This is a genomic window from uncultured Marinobacter sp. (assembly GCF_947259545.1).
Lineage (GTDB): Bacteria > Pseudomonadota > Gammaproteobacteria > Pseudomonadales > Oleiphilaceae > Marinobacter.
In genome coordinates this window covers 763733-779802 of sequence record NZ_CAMYMK010000007.1, presented here as the reverse complement: position 1 = coordinate 779802, position 16070 = coordinate 763733, and the positions used below count along the sequence as shown (strand labels likewise).

General features: G+C 57.2%; 13 protein-coding genes and 3 tRNA genes. 8 read left to right on the top strand and 8 right to left on the bottom strand.

The features are described 5' to 3' along the window. Positions 1 to 9 precede the first annotated feature (9 nt). The 5 genes from Q0Y21_RS11315 to Q0Y21_RS11295 form a co-directional block, all read right to left on the bottom strand. Positions 10 to 567, bottom strand: coding sequence for a cob(I)yrinic acid a,c-diamide adenosyltransferase (locus Q0Y21_RS11315; RefSeq protein ID WP_297795183.1), 558 nt, complete (start codon positions 565 to 567; stop codon positions 10 to 12). Next, entirely contained in the window at positions 567 to 1550 is a 984-nt protein-coding gene (locus tag Q0Y21_RS11310; protein WP_297795180.1) for a ketopantoate reductase family protein, read from the bottom strand. Before Q0Y21_RS11310 ends, Q0Y21_RS11315 begins: the two co-directional genes overlap by 1 nt. Before the next feature lie 3 nt (positions 1551 to 1553). After that, a complete protein-coding gene (locus Q0Y21_RS11305; protein ID WP_297795177.1) occupies positions 1554 to 4406 on the bottom strand; it encodes a valine--tRNA ligase in 2853 nt (950 codons plus the stop codon). A 319-nt stretch (positions 4407 to 4725) separates the two neighbouring features. Continuing rightward, a complete protein-coding gene (locus Q0Y21_RS11300; protein ID WP_297795174.1) occupies positions 4726 to 5241 on the bottom strand; it encodes a DNA polymerase III subunit chi in 516 nt (171 codons plus the stop codon). Further along, on the bottom strand, positions 5228 to 6721 hold the full coding sequence (locus Q0Y21_RS11295) for a leucyl aminopeptidase (protein WP_297795171.1): 1494 nt from the start codon (positions 6719 to 6721) through the stop codon (positions 5228 to 5230). Before Q0Y21_RS11295 ends, Q0Y21_RS11300 begins: the two co-directional genes overlap by 14 nt. 225 nt (positions 6722 to 6946) lie before the next feature. Between Q0Y21_RS11295 and lptF the strand changes: the two genes are divergently transcribed. Both lptF and lptG read left to right on the top strand, forming a co-directional pair. Further along, the gene (gene lptF, locus Q0Y21_RS11290; protein WP_297795168.1) at positions 6947 to 8044 is read left to right on the top strand and encodes an LPS export ABC transporter permease LptF; all 1098 of its coding nucleotides are present in this window, start codon (positions 6947 to 6949) and stop codon (positions 8042 to 8044) included. After that, positions 8037 to 9098 carry an LPS export ABC transporter permease LptG gene (gene lptG / locus Q0Y21_RS11285; protein WP_297795166.1) on the top strand — a complete coding sequence of 354 codons (1062 nt, stop codon included), beginning with the start codon at positions 8037 to 8039 and terminating at the stop codon, positions 9096 to 9098. Before lptF ends, lptG begins: the two co-directional genes overlap by 8 nt. A 22-nt stretch (positions 9099 to 9120) precedes the next feature. Here the strand turns inward: lptG and Q0Y21_RS11280 are convergent, their stop codons facing one another. Next, positions 9121 to 9657 (bottom strand): RDD family protein, encoded by a 537-nt coding sequence (locus Q0Y21_RS11280; protein ID WP_297795163.1) that lies wholly within the window; start codon positions 9655 to 9657, stop codon positions 9121 to 9123. 130 nt (positions 9658 to 9787) lie between these two features. Here Q0Y21_RS11280 and alaS point away from each other — a divergent pair, with 130 nt between their 5' ends. The 6 genes from alaS (at position 9788) to Q0Y21_RS11250 (ending at position 14605) form a co-directional block, all read left to right on the top strand. Beyond that, entirely contained in the window at positions 9788 to 12418 is a 2631-nt protein-coding gene (gene alaS, locus Q0Y21_RS11275) for an alanine--tRNA ligase (protein WP_297795160.1), read from the top strand. A gap of 105 nt (positions 12419 to 12523) precedes the next feature. Beyond that, positions 12524 to 13759 (top strand): aspartate kinase, encoded by a 1236-nt coding sequence (locus Q0Y21_RS11270; protein WP_297795157.1) that lies wholly within the window; start codon positions 12524 to 12526, stop codon positions 13757 to 13759. Positions 13760 to 13952: 193 nt separating this feature from the next. Next, positions 13953 to 14150, top strand: coding sequence for a carbon storage regulator CsrA (csrA, locus tag Q0Y21_RS11265; RefSeq protein WP_012139455.1), 198 nt, complete (start codon positions 13953 to 13955; stop codon positions 14148 to 14150). 129 nt (positions 14151 to 14279) lie between these two features. Then, positions 14280 to 14369, top strand: a tRNA-Ser gene (locus Q0Y21_RS11260). A 60-nt stretch (positions 14370 to 14429) separates the two neighbouring features. Then, positions 14430 to 14506 (top strand) — tRNA-Arg (locus Q0Y21_RS11255). Positions 14507 to 14528: 22 nt separating this feature from the next. Then, positions 14529 to 14605: transfer RNA gene (locus tag Q0Y21_RS11250), tRNA-Arg, on the top strand. 278 nt (positions 14606 to 14883) lie between these two features. Here the strand turns inward: Q0Y21_RS11250 and Q0Y21_RS11245 are convergent. Together Q0Y21_RS11245 and Q0Y21_RS11240 are read right to left on the bottom strand one after the other, a co-directional pair. Continuing rightward, positions 14884 to 15396 carry a CHRD domain-containing protein gene (locus Q0Y21_RS11245; RefSeq protein ID WP_297795153.1) on the bottom strand — a complete coding sequence of 171 codons (513 nt, stop codon included), beginning with the start codon at positions 15394 to 15396 and terminating at the stop codon, positions 14884 to 14886. Between the two features lie 126 nt (positions 15397 to 15522). Further along, positions 15523 to 16059 (bottom strand): DUF2058 domain-containing protein, encoded by a 537-nt coding sequence (locus tag Q0Y21_RS11240; RefSeq protein WP_297795152.1) that lies wholly within the window; start codon positions 16057 to 16059, stop codon positions 15523 to 15525. Positions 16060 to 16070 lie beyond the last annotated feature (11 nt).

Genomic DNA, 16070 nt, shown 5'->3' with positions numbered 1-16070 from the left:
GGTCCGGCCTCAGAGGCCGGACTTTTTCTGTTCCCACAGGATCTCCGTTCCGCCACCCCGGCGCGCCAGAACCCTGGCGACCACGAACAACAGATCAGACAATCGGTTGAGATACTGTCGGGACGCGGCGTTTATCGAGTCCTCATGACTGAGGGCGACAACAACTCGCTCCGCTCTGCGGCACACGGATCGGGCGAGATGGCACTGGGCAGCCGCCGGCGTGCCACCGGGAAGGATGAAGTTCTTCAATGGTGGCAGATCTTCGTTGTGCTGATCGAGAGTCGCCTCCAGCCACTCAATGTGTTCATCGCCAATCATGTGACTGCCCGGAATGGCAAACTCCCCTCCCAGGTCAAACAGATGGTGCTGTATCCGACGCAGGGTTTCCACCAGGCCGTCATCGCTCTCCAGGCACTCAATTAGCAGTCCAAGATGGCAGTTCAGCTCATCAGCGGTTCCCATCGCTTCAACCCGTTGTGCGTTCTTGGCAATGCGGTTGCCGTCGGCAAGACCGGTCGAGCCGTCGTCGCCGGTGCGGGTATAGATCTTGGAAAGGCGGTTGCCCATCAGGTTGCTCCTGGAGTGTCCGGTTTAGTTTCTTGCTGTGTCGCTGTCCGAAGTTTTACCCGTTCCGTCAGCATTTGGTTCACTGGTGCCGGAAGGTTATGGGCACGTGCCCGGCTGACAATATAGCCGTTGATGTAGTCGATTTCCGTGGGCTTGCCCCGGTGCACATCACTGCACATGGACGAGGTGTTCTTCGCGGTTTTTCTGGCAACGGCTTCGATCTGCGCCTGCATCTCTTCCGGAGATGGGGGAGACAGGCCCTCATGGTGCATCACACTCACCAGCTCAAGACACAGCGCCCCAACAGTGTTCCGGAATAGCGGTGCGTCGAGTATGTCCCCGTTGGCGCAATCGAGAATGGCGGTATACGGGTTGATCCCGGCATTGATGATCAGTTTGCCCCAGAGCCGCTTCAGAATGCCCGGTTCTTCATGGATGACCAGACCAGAGGCATTCAATTGAGCGACGACGCCGGCAACAAGTGGTGATGCGCTGGCTGTCAGGGCGCCGATCCAGGTTTCTCCCTCGCCGGCATGAACCGTTGTCCGCGCATCGGGGCGATTGGCGCCCTCGGTCGTGCTGGCGGCCATGATGGGGCGGTCAGGCCATCGTTCAGCAACAGCTTGTTGGCTACCCATGCCGTTCTGGAATAACACCACGGGAACGGATGGTTTCAGGTTCGGCAGGTTGGCTTCCAGCGCCCCCAGCGTGTCACCCGCTTTGGTGGTGACGATTACCGCGCCGGGGGATTCGGTGCTCCAGTCCAGTAATGGCACTGAGATCGGGTATTCGTACCCGTGCCTGTCTTGAAAGCGATATGTCAGGCCCGGATCATTTTTTTCCGAACCATACTGGCGAGGGATGAAAGTGGTCGTTCCTGCGGGGAGCAGGGCGGCCCAGAGCCGACCGAGGGAGCCGGCCCCGAGAATCGCTATCCGGCCATTCCCGGGAGCGCTTTGTGCTTGATGCCGGGCGTCGGCCATGGGTTACATGGCCTCGATGTCAGCCCGCTGCTCACTGAGGCGGGTCAGGCTGCCCTGCGCATCCCGCAGCTTTTCCTGTTCCTTCTCGACCACTTCGGCAGGGGCCTTGGCGGTGAACTTCTCATTGCCCAGCTTGCCTTCCAGGCGGCCAATCTCTTTCTGCAGGCGCTCCAGCTCCTTGTCCAGGCGCTTCAGTTCGGCGTCCTTGTCAATCAGGCCGGCCATCGGGACCAGTACTTCCATTTCTCCGACCAGTTGAGTGGCCGACATGGGTGCCTTGTTGCCTTCAAACCATTCCAGCCTTTCCAGCTTGGCAAGTGAGCTCAGGAACTGGCGGTTGTCGTCCATGCGGCGTTTGTCTTCGGCGTCTTTGCCGCGCAGCAGTACCGGGATTTTCTTCGCCGGGGAGATGTTCATCTCGCCACGAATGTTGCGGACGGCAACGATAACCCCCTTCAGCCATTCGATGTCCGCTGCCACAGCCGCGTCCTGCTTGCTGCTGTCCGGTTGCGGGAAGGGCTGCAACATGATGCTGTCACCGGATTTTCCTGCCAGCGGCGCAATACGCTGCCAGATTTCCTCGGTAATAAACGGCATGATCGGATGGGCCAGTCGCAGAACGGCTTCCAGTACCCGCACGAGGGTGCGTCGGGTGCCGCGCTTGGCCTCCGCGCTGGCATTATCATCGCTCAATGCCGGCTTGGACAGTTCCAGATACCAGTCGCAGTACTCGTTCCAGATGAACTCGTACAGGGCGTAGGCGGCCAGGTCGAAACGGTACTGTTCCAGGTGGCGGGTGACATCCTGCTCGCACTTCTGCAGCTCGCTGATGATCCAGCGATCTGCCAGGGAAAGTTCCACCGGCTCGTCGTTGACGCCGCAGTCTTCCCCTTCGGTGTTCATCAGCACGTAACGGGCGGCATTCCACAGCTTGTTGCAGAAGTTGCGGTAGCCTTCCAGGCGCTTCATGTCCCAGTTGATATCGCGGCCGGTGGTGGCCATGGCGGCCAGGGTGAAACGCAGGGCGTCAGTGCCGTGGGCAGCAATGCCCTCCGGGAACTCTTTCTTCGTGCGCTTGCCGATCTTTTCGGCCAGCTTGGGCTGCATCAGGTTGCCGGTACGCTTCTCCAGCAGGTCGTCCAGGCCGATGCCGTCAATCATGTCCAGCGGGTCGATGACGTTACCCTTGGACTTGGACATCTTGTCGCCGTGTTCGTCGCGGATCAGACCGGTGACGTAGACGGTCTTGAACGGTACCTGCGGGGTGCCGTCCTCGTTCTTCATGAAGTGCATGGTCATCATGATCATCCGGGCAACCCAGAAGAAGATGATGTCGAAGCCGGTGACCAGCACGTCCGTCGGGTGGAAGGTTTTCAGGCGTTCGGTGATTTCCGGCCAGCCCAGGGTGCCGAAGGTCCACAGGGCGGAGCTGAACCAGGTGTCCAGTACGTCGTCGTCCTGGTTCAGCTCGAGGTCGGCGGCCAGGTTGTGCTTCTGGCGCACTTCCTCTTCACTGCGCCCCACGTAGATGTTGCCCTCGGCATCGTACCAGGCCGGAATCCGGTGACCCCACCACAGCTGGCGGGAGATGCACCAGTCCTGAATGTCACGCATCCAGGCGAAGTACATGTTTTCGTACTGTTTGGGGACAAACTGGATGCGACCATCTTCCACCGCTTCGATGGCAGGCTTGGCCAGGGTCTTGGCGTCGGCAAACCACTGGTCGGTCAGCATGGGCTCTATGATCAGGCCGGAGCGGTCGCCACGAGGCACGCTCAGCACGTGGTCCTCTTCGCGCTCCAGCAGACCGGCTTCTTTCAGATCCGCGACGATGGCTTTGCGCGCATCTTCCCGGGTCAGGCCGGCGTAGGCGGCGGGCATGGTGCCATCGAGTTCGTTGTTCTCGGTGCCGTCGCTGTTGAAGACTTCGGCCATGGCCCGGATGTTGGCATCCTGGGTCATGACGTTGATCATCGGCAGGTTGTTGCGTTTGCCAACGGCGTAATCGTTGAAATCGTGGGCCGGGGTGATCTTTACGCAGCCAGAGCCTTTTTCGGGATCGGCGTGGTGATCGGCCACAATCGGAATGCGGCGGTTCACCAGCGGCAGCATGACGTGTTTGCCGATCAGGTGCTGGTAGCGCTCGTCGTCCGGATGTACCGCCACGGCGGTGTCGCCGAGCATGGTTTCCGGGCGGGTGGTGGCCACGACGACGTAGTCTTTGCCGTCCTGGGTTTTGGCGCCGTCAGCCAGCGGGTAACGCAGGTGCCAGAAGAAGCCTTTTTCTTCCTTGTTTTCCACTTCCAGGTCGGATATGGCGGTGTGCAGTTTCGGATCCCAGTTGACCAGGCGCTTGCCGCGATAGACCAGGCCTTCGTCGTACAGGCGGATGAACACTTCCTGTACGGCTTTGTAGAAGCCGTCATCCATGGTGAAGCGTTCGTTGTCCCAGTCTACGGAGTTGCCCAGGCGGCGGATCTGGCGGGTGATGGTGCCGCCGGAATGATCTTTCCAGTCCCAGATGCGCTTGATGAATTCTTCCCGGCCCAGGTCGTGGCGGGTTTTGCCTTCTTCGGCTGCCAGTTTGCGCTCAACAACCATTTGCGTGGCGATGCCGGCGTGGTCGGTGCCTACCTGCCACAGGGTATTGTTGCCCTGCATGCGTTTGTAGCGGGTGAGGGTGTCCATGATGGTGTGCTGGAACGCATGGCCCATGTGGAGGCTGCCGGTGACGTTGGGCGGCGGGATGGCAATGCTGTAGGACTGGCCTTCACCGCTGGGGCGGAAGTACCCTTTGGATTCCCAGTTCTCGTACCACTGGCGCTCGATGTTTTCTGGCTGGTAGGTTTTTTCCATGGGTTTCTGCTGGTGACCGTTTGGTTGATTCACAAGGGAAAATTAAGACGCCTGATTATACATGCTCGCCCTCGCTGCGGCGAACCTCTGTATGCACGTAGCCTGCTGATTTGGTGCCTTGCGGAGTCGGAACAGGCTTCCCAAAAACCGCTACGAGCACATCCATGTGCGCTTCTCTCAGGCCATCCATGGCCTTCGAAATTTTTGGGAAGCCTGTTCCGACTCCGCAGATCTGACATTTTGCATTTCGCGGGAGTTCCAGGGCAGCTGCAAACGTAGGTCGGATTAGCGCAGCGTAACCCGACAACCGGGGCCGAACTTATCCCCGTTTCCTCTGATCATGCACCTTCGGTTCGATCCCCAGCGCCCTCAGCTGCTTGAAGTGCGACCGCGCCTGATTGAGAACATTCGGATCATTGTGAGCAACTAAAGCCAGTCGCTTGAACCGATCGGCATCTGCCGGCAGGGTAGCCGATAGGATGATCACTGTATCCCAGTCCTCAGCCACCGGCGGGCAAAGCAGGATGCCAACGGGGTCGGTGCAGGTGGTGGCGGAGTCGGGTACAACGCTGTGGGGAATGAACGCGTCCGGGCTGAAGTTCCACAGCAGGTCGTCCAGTTCTTCTGCGTGACGTGCGGTGTCGCAGACGACGCACACGCGGTCGCCCTGTTGCCAGGCTTTGTCCACCAGTTTGGCAGCGTGGAGGTTGCGGGCGGCGGGGGTGTTCTGGGCGAGGATGTGGAACCAGTATCGTTGGTTGCGGTCGCCCTGTCCGGAGGGACCGGCAGCGGTGCTGCCGGGTTCCGGGCGGTTTTCGGGTTTATTTTCCTGCATGGGACATCAGGTAGTCGACCAGCATGGGTACCGGGCGGCCGGTGGAGCCTTTGGCTTTGCCGGAGTTCCAGGCGGTTCCGGCGATGTCGAGGTGGGCCCAGCGGTATTCCTTGGTGAAGCGCGACAGGAAGCACGCGGCGGTGATGGTGCCGGCAGGGCGGCCGCCGATGTTCTGCATGTCGGCAAAGTTGCTGTCGAGCTGGCTCTGGTATTCGTCCCACAGCGGCAGGCGCCAGGCGCGGTCGCCGGCGCGTTCACCTGCGGCCAGCAGTTCGTTGGCCAGTTCGTCGTTATTGCTCAGCAGGCCGGTAGCGTGGTTGCCCAGGGCGATGATGCAGGCACCGGTGAGGGTAGCCATGTCGACGACGACTTCTGGGTCGAACTTTTTCACGTAGGTGAGGGCGTCACACAACACCAGGCGGCCTTCGGCGTCGGTGTTGAGGATTTCGATGGTCTGCCCCGACATAGAAGTGACAATGTCGCCAGGGCGGGTTGCGGTGCCGCTGGGCATGTTTTCGGCAGCGGCGATCACCGCGACGACGTTGATGTTCGGTTTGGTTTCGGCAATCGTCTGCATGGCGCCGAATACGGCAGCGGCACCGCCCATGTCGTATTTCATTTCATCCATGCCTTCGCCTGGCTTGAGGCTGATACCGCCGGTATCGAAGGTGATGCCTTTACCGACCAGGACGTAGGGTTTGTCCTTGGCCTTGCCGCCACGGTATTCCATGACGATCAGCTTGGCGGGTTGCGCGCTGCCTGCGGAAACCGACAGCAGGCTGTGCATGCCCAGCTTTTTCATCTGTTTCTCGTCAAGGATCTCGGTCTTGATGACGTCATGGTCCTTGGCCAGTTGTTCGGCGCGCTCGCCCAGCCAGGAGGGGTGGCAAACATTCGGTGGTGTGTTCCCCAGATCGCGGGTGAAGTTCATACCGCGACCGGTAGCCAGTCCGAGATTGAAGGCATCTTTCAGTGCCTTGCCAGCGCCTGATGCCGCCACAACCACTTTATTCAGCTTGCGCGCACTGGGCTTTTCGCTCTTGAACTCATTGAACGTGTAAAGCTGTTCCTCGAGGGTTCGGCCAATCAGGTTAAGGCGTGCGCTTTCAGAGGTTACCGCGTCGTCGCCGGTTACGGGCGTATCCGCCAGGGCGATCAGTGCGGTTTTCGAGGCGCCATCCTTCAGCTGTCCCATCATGGCGATCAGGGCTTTGCGATAATTGGCCGGTGTACGATCGCTGTCCTTGCCAGTACCAATCACCAGAATCCGGCTCCATGGCTGGTCATCAACCGGGATCATTGTGGTGGTGGCGTTTTTGCCGGTGATGTCGCCGGACTTCTCCAGTTTCTTTATCAGACCTCCCAGAGCTTCATCCGCCTGGGTGGTGGTGTCAGGCCAGTTGCCTTTTTCAGGAAGGGCGACGACGAGACAATCGGCCTTGGTGCTGGTGATCGATTTACTGCTCAGGCTGAAGTTCATGGCAACTCCCTTGTTTGATTCTGGTTGAGTGCGATTCAGATTAACTGCGAGTCGGTGCTGTAACCTTGCGAACTAATGTTCCTAGGATTGAGGTTTCGGACGGATTTATCAAGCGTTGACAGCTCCTTAACTTCCGGTACTGTCATTCAGTGCAAAGGTTACATAGAATAGCCCCGTCGTTTTTCCATCCACTGACAACGATCCGTTCCGGCCAGAGACAACGTTTTGAGCATCGTTTTCCGATACCTTACCCGCCAGACCATGATCAGTATGCTCGCCGTTTCCGGTGTTTTACTGCTGGTATTCATGAGCGGCCGGTTTATCAAATATCTGGCGGATGCTGCCGCAGGCGAGCTGGCGGGTGATGTGCTGTTTCAGATCATGGCATACCGTTTCCCCGGTTTCCTGGAGCTGATCCTGCCCCTTGGATTCTTCATCGGTATCCTGCTGGCCTACGGTCGTATGTACCTTGAGAGCGAAATGACGGTCCTGTTTGCCTGTGGCATGAGTGACCGCCAGGTGCTTGGCAAAACTCTGATAGCCAGCATACCGGTGATGCTGACTGTGGGGGCGATGAGTCTGTATGTTTCGCCCTGGGGTATGAAACAGGTGGAGGCGATTTTCAATGAGCAGCGAAAGGCGACCGAGTTTGAAATGCTGGCGCCCGGTCGTTTTCAGGATCTGGCCTCTGGCGGCCGGGTGACCTACACCGAAGGTCTGAGTGACGACAAGCGGGTTCTTGAAGGTGTGTTCATCGCAGAATACGGTCGTGAGGGGTTGACCATCATCACGGCGGAATCCGGCTCCCAGTTGATTGATCAGGAAACGGGTAGTCGTTTTCTGATATTGGAAGAGGGTGGGCGTTTTGAGGGGCAGCCCGGTCAGCTTGAATACCAGATGACCGGTTTTGATGCCTACGGCCTGAAAGTTCAGAGTGGTGGTGGCCGTGACAAGGAGCTGGAAGAGGGGGTCAGCACCCTGGACCTGATGGCCTCGGATGACCCGGACGACCGGGCATTGCTGCACTGGCGATTCACCTTGCCCCTGATTGTTCCCATTGTCACCTTGCTGGCGGTCCGGCTGAGCCGGGTGAATCCCCGCCAGGGCCGTTTCTTCCATTTGCTTCCCGCGATGCTGGTTTACATTACCTATCTCGGCCTGTTGATCGTGGCCCGGGATGCGCTCGCCGGAGGCAAGGTGCCGGAATGGATCGGCCTGTTGTGGGTACATGCCATTTTCCTTGCCCTGGGGCTGTGGCTCCAGTTTGGTCCCGCCTGGCTGTATAAGCGGCGTCTGATTCGGGAGGGCCAGGCCCGTGCGTAAGATCGATCAATACGTCATGCGTACCGTGGGCGGAGCGATGTTCCTGGTCATGGTGGTGGTGCTGTCCCTGGACCTGATTTTCGGGTTCATCGCCGAACTGGATGACACCCGTAACGATTACCAGACACTGCAGGCGTTATGGTACGTGTTTATGACGCTGCCCCGCCGTATCTATGATTATCTGCCCCTGGGCGCCTTTATGGGGTGTCTTGTGGGCCTGGGGGCGATGGCCAGTTCCTCAGAGCTGACGGTTATCCGAGCCGCCGGGGTATCCATCAAGCGCATTGTCTGGTCTGCAATGAAGCCCACGCTGATTGTGGTGATGATCGGACTGGTGATCGGAGAGTACGTGGCGCCGCCAGCAGAGCGCATGGCCCAGAGCCAGAAAGCGATTGCCCGGGGGGCGGGGGAAAACATTGCTACGGCATCGGGCATCTGGCATCGGGAGGGGGATGTGTTCATGCACCTCAACGCTGTCCGTCCGAATGGCGAATTGCAGGGTGTGTCCCTGTTTCGTTTTGATGCCGACCGCTGGATGCTCTCGGCCAGCTTTTCCGAGCGTGCGACTTACCAGGGCGATCACTGGCAATTGCAGAACGTGACCACCACCGTGATGGGTGAAGAGCGGCTGACTCAGGAAACCCGCGAAACCCTGCGCTGGGAGACGGGGCTTTCCCCTGGCGTGCTGAGTGTGCTGATCGTCAAGCCGGAAAATCTGCCGATGACCGGGCTATACACCTACGCCAGTTACCTGGATCAGCAGGGGCTGAGCTCGGCCAATTATTGGCTGGCGTTCTGGAAGAAGGTGCTGATGCCGCTGGGTACGGCAGTGATGGTGCTGGTAGCCATTTCCTTCATTTTTGGGCCGTTGCGCTCGGTGACCATGGGTTTCCGGGTTTTTACCGGTCTGATCGTCGGGTTGTTGTTCAAGTACATGCAGGATCTGCTTGGCCCGATGAGTCTTGTCTTCGGCTTTAATCCGGTTCTGGCCATTCTGTTGCCCATCGCAATCAATGCCGCCGTTGGTGCGGTGTTGATGCGACGGGCGGGGTAAGGCGAGGATAAGAAGAGTGGCGCTACTTCTTAGTCGGTTTGGGTACCTGTACCACCACGCTACCGGAAATCCGGTCTGTGACGGACAGGCCGTTAATCGGCCAGAACAGGGACAGCATGGCGGGTATGGTGATCGCCAGGGTAATCGTCCCAAGGTAATAAGAGGCCAGCAGAGTTACGAAGAAAACCGCTGCGGCAGTAGCATAACGTAGAAGCGCCTGGGACCAGCTCACGGAAGTGCCATCCAGGTTCTCGATGCGAATGCGCCAGACCTGCATGGCCAGTGTCTGGCCGGTATGCGTCCAGAAATAGGCGAAAAACAGATACAGCACCAGGAACAGGATAAACGTCAGCAGCGGATCACCGCCCAGGGTCCCGCTTTCAGCCATGTCCTGGTAACGATCCCATCCCGTCAGCCATCCGGCTATCATGGTGTAAATCCAGGTTGCCACCAACAGCACGGCAATGCAGATCAAGCCATCGTAAATAATGGTCAGAAGTCGTTTGATAAACGTGGCGGGGGGTAGCAATTCCTCGGCGTCATGAAAGCGTCGGGGCATGGGGTCTCCTGTGATGTTTCACGTTTTTCCTGTTCTCGGCGTGTGCTAGAGTAGCGGATTTGCACACGCATGTAAGTATGTGTTCTCAATCGTGGACCCCGACGGGTTTATAGAAGGGTATCAAAGGGCTATGAAAACCGCAGAGTTGCGACAGGCGTTTCTGGACTATTTCAAGCAGCAGGGGCACACCATTGTGCCGAGCAGTTCGCTGGTACCGGCGGACGATCCCACCCTGCTGTTTACCAACGCGGGGATGAACCAGTTCAAGGATCTGTTCCTTGGCCGTGAAGAGCGCGATTACACCCGCGCGACGACCTCCCAGAAATGCGTGCGTGCCGGCGGCAAACATAACGATCTTGAGAACGTCGGTTACACCGCGCGTCACCATACCTTTTTTGAAATGCTGGGCAACTTCAGCTTTGGTGACTACTTCAAGCGCGAAGCGATTAACTACGCATGGACCTTTCTGACCGGTGACGACTGGCTCAAGCTGTCCAAAGACAAGCTGTGGGTCACCGTTTATGCGTCGGACGACGAGGCCTATGATATCTGGAACAAGGAAATCGGTGTTCCGGCTGAGCGAATTGTGCGCATTGGTGATAACAAGGGCGCACCCTATGCGTCCGACAACTTCTGGCAGATGGGTGACACTGGACCTTGCGGTCCCTGTACCGAGATTTTCTATGACCATGGTCCTGACGTGGCCGGTGGCCCTCCTGGCAGCCCCGAAGAAGACGGCGACCGTTACATTGAAATCTGGAACGTGGTCTTCATGCAGTACAACCGCACGTCTGACGGAGAAATGCTGAATCTGCCAAAGCCGTCGGTGGATACCGGGATGGGGCTTGAGCGCATCACCGCTGTTCTCCAGGGTGTTCACAGCAACTACGAAATCGACCTGATGCAGGACCTGCTGACAGCGGCTTCCAGTATTCTGGGCGGTGTCGATACGACCGAGGCATCGTTACGGGTGGTTGCCGACCACATCCGTTCATGTGCGTTTCTTATTTCCGACGGCGTTATGCCTTCCAATGAAGGTCGCGGGTTTGTTTTGCGCCGGATCATTCGCCGTGCCGCCCGCCATGGCAACAAACTGGGTGCCACCCAGCCTTTCTTCTACAAGCTTACCGGTGCCCTGGTTGAGCTGATGGGGGATGCCTATCCACAGCTGATCAGCAGCCGAAAGCAGATCGAAAAGGTGCTGTTGCAGGAAGAAGAGCAGTTTGCCAAAACGCTGGACAAGGGGCTGCGTCTGCTGGAGCAGGACATTGCTGAGCTGAAGGGAAGTGTTATCCCTGGCGAGACGATTTTCACCCTGTATGACACCTACGGATTTCCGGTGGACCTCACCAATGACATCGCCCGTGAGCGTGGCCTGACACTGGACTACGAGGGATACGAAAAGGCGATGGAAAGCCAACGTGAGCGCGCCCGTGCCGCCAGCAAGTTCGGCATTGATTACAATGCCGCCGGCCTGTCCATTGAAGGCAAGACTGAGTTTACCGGCTACGAGCATATCGATGGCCATGAGACGATTCGCACCGTGATTGTCGGCGATGAAGAGAAGGCGGCCGAAGCCGGGGACGAGGCGGTTGTCGTGCTGGAACGTACGCCGTTTTATGCGGAATCCGGCGGTCAGGTGGGTGATACCGGCCTGTTGACCTGGAGTGGTGGCCGCTTCCAGGTAACCGATACCCGCAAGGAAGGGGATAACCACCTTCATATCGGCACCGTCATTGAAGGCGAGCTGTTTTCCGGGCTGGAAGTGGACGCCCGCATAGATCACGCCCGCCGTGAGCGCACCAAACGCAACCATTCTGCCACCCACCTGCTGCATGCCGCACTGCGCAATGTGCTGGGCGAGCATGTCACCCAGAAGGGTTCACTGGTGGATCCGGATAAACTGCGTTTCGATTTCTCGCACTTCGAGGCTGTTACGTTGGAACAGTTGAAGGAAATCGAGCGTCAGGTAAACGAGCAGATTCTTGCCAATACACCGGTACAGACGGAAGTCACCGACATGGAGCAGGCCCAGGCAAAAGGTGCGGTGGCTCTGTTCGGTGAAAAGTATGGAGATACTGTGCGAGTACTGAGCATGGGCTCCGATAACTTTTCCGTCGAGCTGTGTGGCGGTACGCATGTGGCGCGCACCGGGGATATCGGTCTGTTCCGGATCACCTCGGAAAGCGGTATCTCCTCAGGGGTTCGTCGTATTGAGGCAGTCACTGGTTTCGGTGCTCTGGAGTGGGTGGACGAAACCGAGCAAACGTTGAAGCAAGCCGCCGGGCTGGTGAAAGGAACCAGGGAATCGCTGATCGAGAAAGTTCAGCAGACTGTGGATCGTAATCGTCAGCTGGAAAAAGAAGTGACAGCCCTAAAGGCCAAACTGGCCAGCTCTGCCGGGACTGACCTGGCCAGTTCCGCTGTTGACGTGGCCGGCTTGAAAGTCGTCGCTTCCGAGCTGGAAGGCGCTGATCGCAAGTCATTGATGGAAACAGCGGATCAGTTGAAGAACAAGCTCGGTGAAGGGGTTGTGGTGCTTGCCAGTGTGGAGGACGGCAAAGTCACGTTGGTTGCTGGTGTCACCAAGTCGGCCACCGGCAGGATCAAAGCCGGTGACCTGATGAAGCATCTCGCGGCCCAGGTGGATGGTAAGGGCGGCGGTCGTCCGGATATGGCTCAGGGTGGTGGAAACGATCCCTCTCGATTGGCTGATGCCCTGGCAGGCGTTCCTGACTGGGTGAAAGAAAATATTGCATAAGCAACTGTTGCGATAGCGGGCAGACGTTTATAATCCTGCCCGTTTGATTTTTAACCGGCGGGGCTTTGGCTCCGCCTTTGTCCTCTTCAGGATACCGGGAAGAAAATGGCTCTGTTGGTTCAGAAATTCGGTGGTACGTCGGTAGGAACTACCGAGCGTATTCAGGCGGTGGCCGAGAAAGTGGCTCGCTTCCGTCGTGAGGGGCATGAGGTGGTTGTGGTGGTGTCCGCCATGAGCGGCGAAACCAATCGCCTGATCGCATTGGCAAACGATATCATGGAAGAGCCCACGCCCCGGGAAATGGATGTGCTGGTCTCTACCGGCGAGCAGGTCACCATTGCGTTGCTGTCCATGGCCCTGCAGAAGTTAGGGTGCACCGCGCGTTCCTATACCGGTTCGCAGGTCCGTATCGTGACCGACAGTTCCCATACCAAGGCCCGCATCAAGCAGATCGATGAGCAGCGTATGCGCGAAGATCTGGACGCGGGGAGAGTGGTTGTGGTCGCTGGTTTCCAGGGTATTGATGACAACGGCAATATCACCACGCTTGGCCGTGGTGGCTCGGATACCACAGCCGTTGCATTGGCAGCGGCATTGAAAGCCGACGAATGTCAGATCTATACCGACGTGGATGGGGTTTACACGACCGATCCCCGGGTTGTTGACAGTGCGCAGCGGCTTGAGCGAATTACCTTTGAGGAAATGCTGGAAATGGCCAGCCTGGGTTCAAAGGTATTGCAGATTCGTGCCGTTGAGTTTGCAGGTAAGTACAATGTTCCTTTAAGGGTTCTTTCCAGCTTCCAGGAAGGTGAAGGCACCCTGATTACTCTTGAGGATGATAACGCCATGGAACAACCGGTCGTCTCCGGCATCGCTTTCAACCGTGACGAAGCCAAAGTCACTATTTCCGGTGTGCCCGATACACCTGGCAGTGCTTTGCGTATACTGAAACCTGTTAGCGACGCTAATATTGAAGTTGATATGATTGTGCAGAACGTGGGGGAGGATAATCACACGTCCTTCACCTTTACGGTCCATCGCAATGACTTCAAGCGGGCGCAGGAAGTGCTCCGGGGTGTCGCAGACGAGCTGGGAGCTCGTGAAGTTGGCGGTGACAGTAAAATTGCCAAGGTTAGTATCGTTGGTGTTGGCATGCGCTCACATGCCGGCGTTGCCACCCGGATGTTCGAAGCTCTCTCCAATGAGGGTATCAATATTCAGATGATCTCCACGTCCGAAATCAAGATTTCCGTGGTGATTGATGAGAAGTATCTCGAGCTTGCAGTTCGTGCACTTCACAGTGCTTTCGAGCTGGACAAGTCCGGGGTTGAAGAAGCCTGATCAAGCGAAGCACAGGTCGGTTCGCTCAGGCTGTCTGAAAAAAAGGGTGTTATTTGTTGCTCCCGTTAGCGCAGGTTTCCGTATAAGGAACTATGCGCCTTTTGAGTAGCAAGTAGTCCCACTATAAAAGTGACTACACAAAAGTAGAACGTTATTTTCGGAACAGGTAGCTCTGGACAAGGGAGAACAGGATATGTTGATTTTGACTCGCCGTGTTGGCGAAACTCTGATGGTGGGTGACGAAATCACCGTTACCGTGCTCGGAGTTAAGGGAAACCAGGTGCGTATCGGTGTTAACGCTCCCAAGGAAGTAGCAGTACACCGTGAAGAGATTTATCAGCGCATTCAGAGCGAGAAAGATTCTGATGAGCCAGAACCTGGCAATAGCTGAGAGGCCTTAAAAAGCCGTTCAGGGGAAACCTGAACGGCTTTTTTTCTGCCTGGTAAAAATGAGATGCAAAAAACTTGTGTCAACCCTATGAAAACAGAAAAATTATGGTAGTATACGCCCCGTTCTCAAGGAGAGGTGGGTGAGTGGCTGAAACCAGTTCCCTGCTAAGGAACCGTACGAGCAATCGTACCGAGGGTTCGAATCCCTCCCTCTCCGCCATTTTCCCTCACCGGAAAAGAGAGCAGGTTGATTTGGCACTCAACCAGAGCGACAAGATGCGCGGCTGTAGCTCAGCTGGATAGAGTACCTGGCTACGAACCAGGCGGTCGGAGGTTCGAATCCTCCCAGCCGCGCCATTTTCGCCATACAAAGTTTTAAGCGGCTGTAGCTCAGCTGGATAGAGTACCTGGCTACGAACCAGGCGGTCGGAGGTTCGAATCCTCCCAGCCGCGCCATATCAAGATCAGAACGCCTCAGTTTGTGTACCCCACAGGCTGAGGCGTTTTGCTTTGTATAGCTGGGAGGATTTGAACCGAAAGAGGTTCGACCGCAGCACACGCAGTGTGCGAAGGAACGCGGGAGCGCAGCGACGGCGGCCCCGAAGGGGAAGGGCCGCAGGCCCGCCTAATCCTCCCAGCCGCGCCATATCAAACAAAAAACCCCGCCTTGAGCGGGGTTTTTTGTTTACAGATCTGAGGATCAGCCGAGGATTTGGTCCTCGCGATCTGTCTTCTTACATCTTGCCTTTATGATCTGCCCCCATCAGCTGTCCACGAAGGGCGCCATTGGGATGCTCCGGGTTGTGCACATTGATGTAAAAATCGGACGGGTTCTCGAGAATGCGCTTAACGATGCCGCTTTCACCAGTAGGAAACTTGCCTTCTTCGCCTTCTGTCAGGCAGTCAGCTGCGTCTCCGTCTTCCGGGCCGGCGAGCATGGCAATCGGGGCGCCATTCTTACCCTTGGCAGCTTCATGGATATGGGCAGCCATGCCTTCACCTACCGGTACAGTCTGAATACCTTCCACCTGAACGATATAGCACAGCGTCTTGGGGTCACCATCGACGCCGAAAACGTGGCCATGGCCCTTGCCGTTGGGGTCGCCCTTGCTACCTACCATCTCCTTGGCGCTTAACTGGGTGGTCAGCACATGGTTAGTGTGACCCGCCATGGCCGCAGACGATACGCCCATGGCGGCACAGGTAAGAGTCGCTGCCATCAAGGTTTTTACGCTGGATGATTTCATCGGTGTTCTCCTTGGTTTTTGCTGTTTTTTTGCGGTAAGCCGCATAGGGTTATTCGCATGAAGTGGCAAATCAGATGCACCTCATGGTGAAAAAACAGCAATCTGGCCCGGAGAATACCTCGATGATCACCACATCAGGTCATCAGGAATCTCGTACCCGGCATAGGGGTCGTCTTCCCCAGCATCATCTTTGTGGCGATCATGGAGGACAACGACGGCATTTTCATCCCGCTCCTGAATTTTCCGTGCGACGCCTTCGGCGACAATCTCGTACTGGTCGTTGACGAACACAATGGCCAGGCGTCCGCGGGAGAGCTGGTCGACCATTTTGTCGTCCACGAAGATTTTCTTGATTTTCTTGTCGTGAACAAACTGGTAGGAGGTTTCTCCCCGGGAACGGTCGAGGCGGTTGGTATCCACCAATTGGCGAATCTGCGCCTGAATGGCTTTTTTCTCGGCTTCCTTCTGGCGTTCCAGGTTCAGCTGGCGGTCACGCTCGGCTTTCTCTTCCCGGGCCTTGCGGGCGCGAATTTCAGCCTCGCTGACTTGCACGGTTCCTTTGGGTTGCTGTTTCCGTTGCTTCTTCTTTTCGTTGCGAATGGCCTTGGCCTTTTTTTCATCGGCAAGTCCGGCCTTCAATAACTGGTCCTGAAGTGATGCCATCGACGACTCCG

Coding starts and splice junctions, on each gene's coding strand:
- Q0Y21_RS11305 (WP_297795177.1), bottom strand. CDS start 4,406: ATGGAAAAAACCTACCAGCCAGAAAACATCGAGCGCCAGTGGTACGAG.
- Q0Y21_RS11240 (WP_297795152.1), bottom strand. CDS start 16,059: ATGGCATCACTTCAGGACCAGTTATTGAAGGCCGGACTTGCCGATGAA.
- Q0Y21_RS11315 (WP_297795183.1), bottom strand. CDS start 567: ATGGGCAACCGCCTTTCCAAGATCTATACCCGCACCGGCGACGACGGC.
- csrA (WP_012139455.1), top strand. CDS start 13,953: ATGTTGATTTTGACTCGCCGTGTTGGCGAAACTCTGATGGTGGGTGAC.
- Q0Y21_RS11295 (WP_297795171.1), bottom strand. CDS start 6,721: ATGAACTTCAGCCTGAGCAGTAAATCGATCACCAGCACCAAGGCCGAT.
- Q0Y21_RS11310 (WP_297795180.1), bottom strand. CDS start 1,550: ATGGCCGACGCCCGGCATCAAGCACAAAGCGCTCCCGGGAATGGCCGG.
- Q0Y21_RS11270 (WP_297795157.1), top strand. CDS start 12,524: ATGGCTCTGTTGGTTCAGAAATTCGGTGGTACGTCGGTAGGAACTACC.
- Q0Y21_RS11280 (WP_297795163.1), bottom strand. CDS start 9,657: ATGCCCCGACGCTTTCATGACGCCGAGGAATTGCTACCCCCCGCCACG.
- Q0Y21_RS11245 (WP_297795153.1), bottom strand. CDS start 15,396: ATGAAATCATCCAGCGTAAAAACCTTGATGGCAGCGACTCTTACCTGT.
- alaS (WP_297795160.1), top strand. CDS start 9,788: ATGAAAACCGCAGAGTTGCGACAGGCGTTTCTGGACTATTTCAAGCAG.
- Q0Y21_RS11300 (WP_297795174.1), bottom strand. CDS start 5,241: ATGCAGGAAAATAAACCCGAAAACCGCCCGGAACCCGGCAGCACCGCT.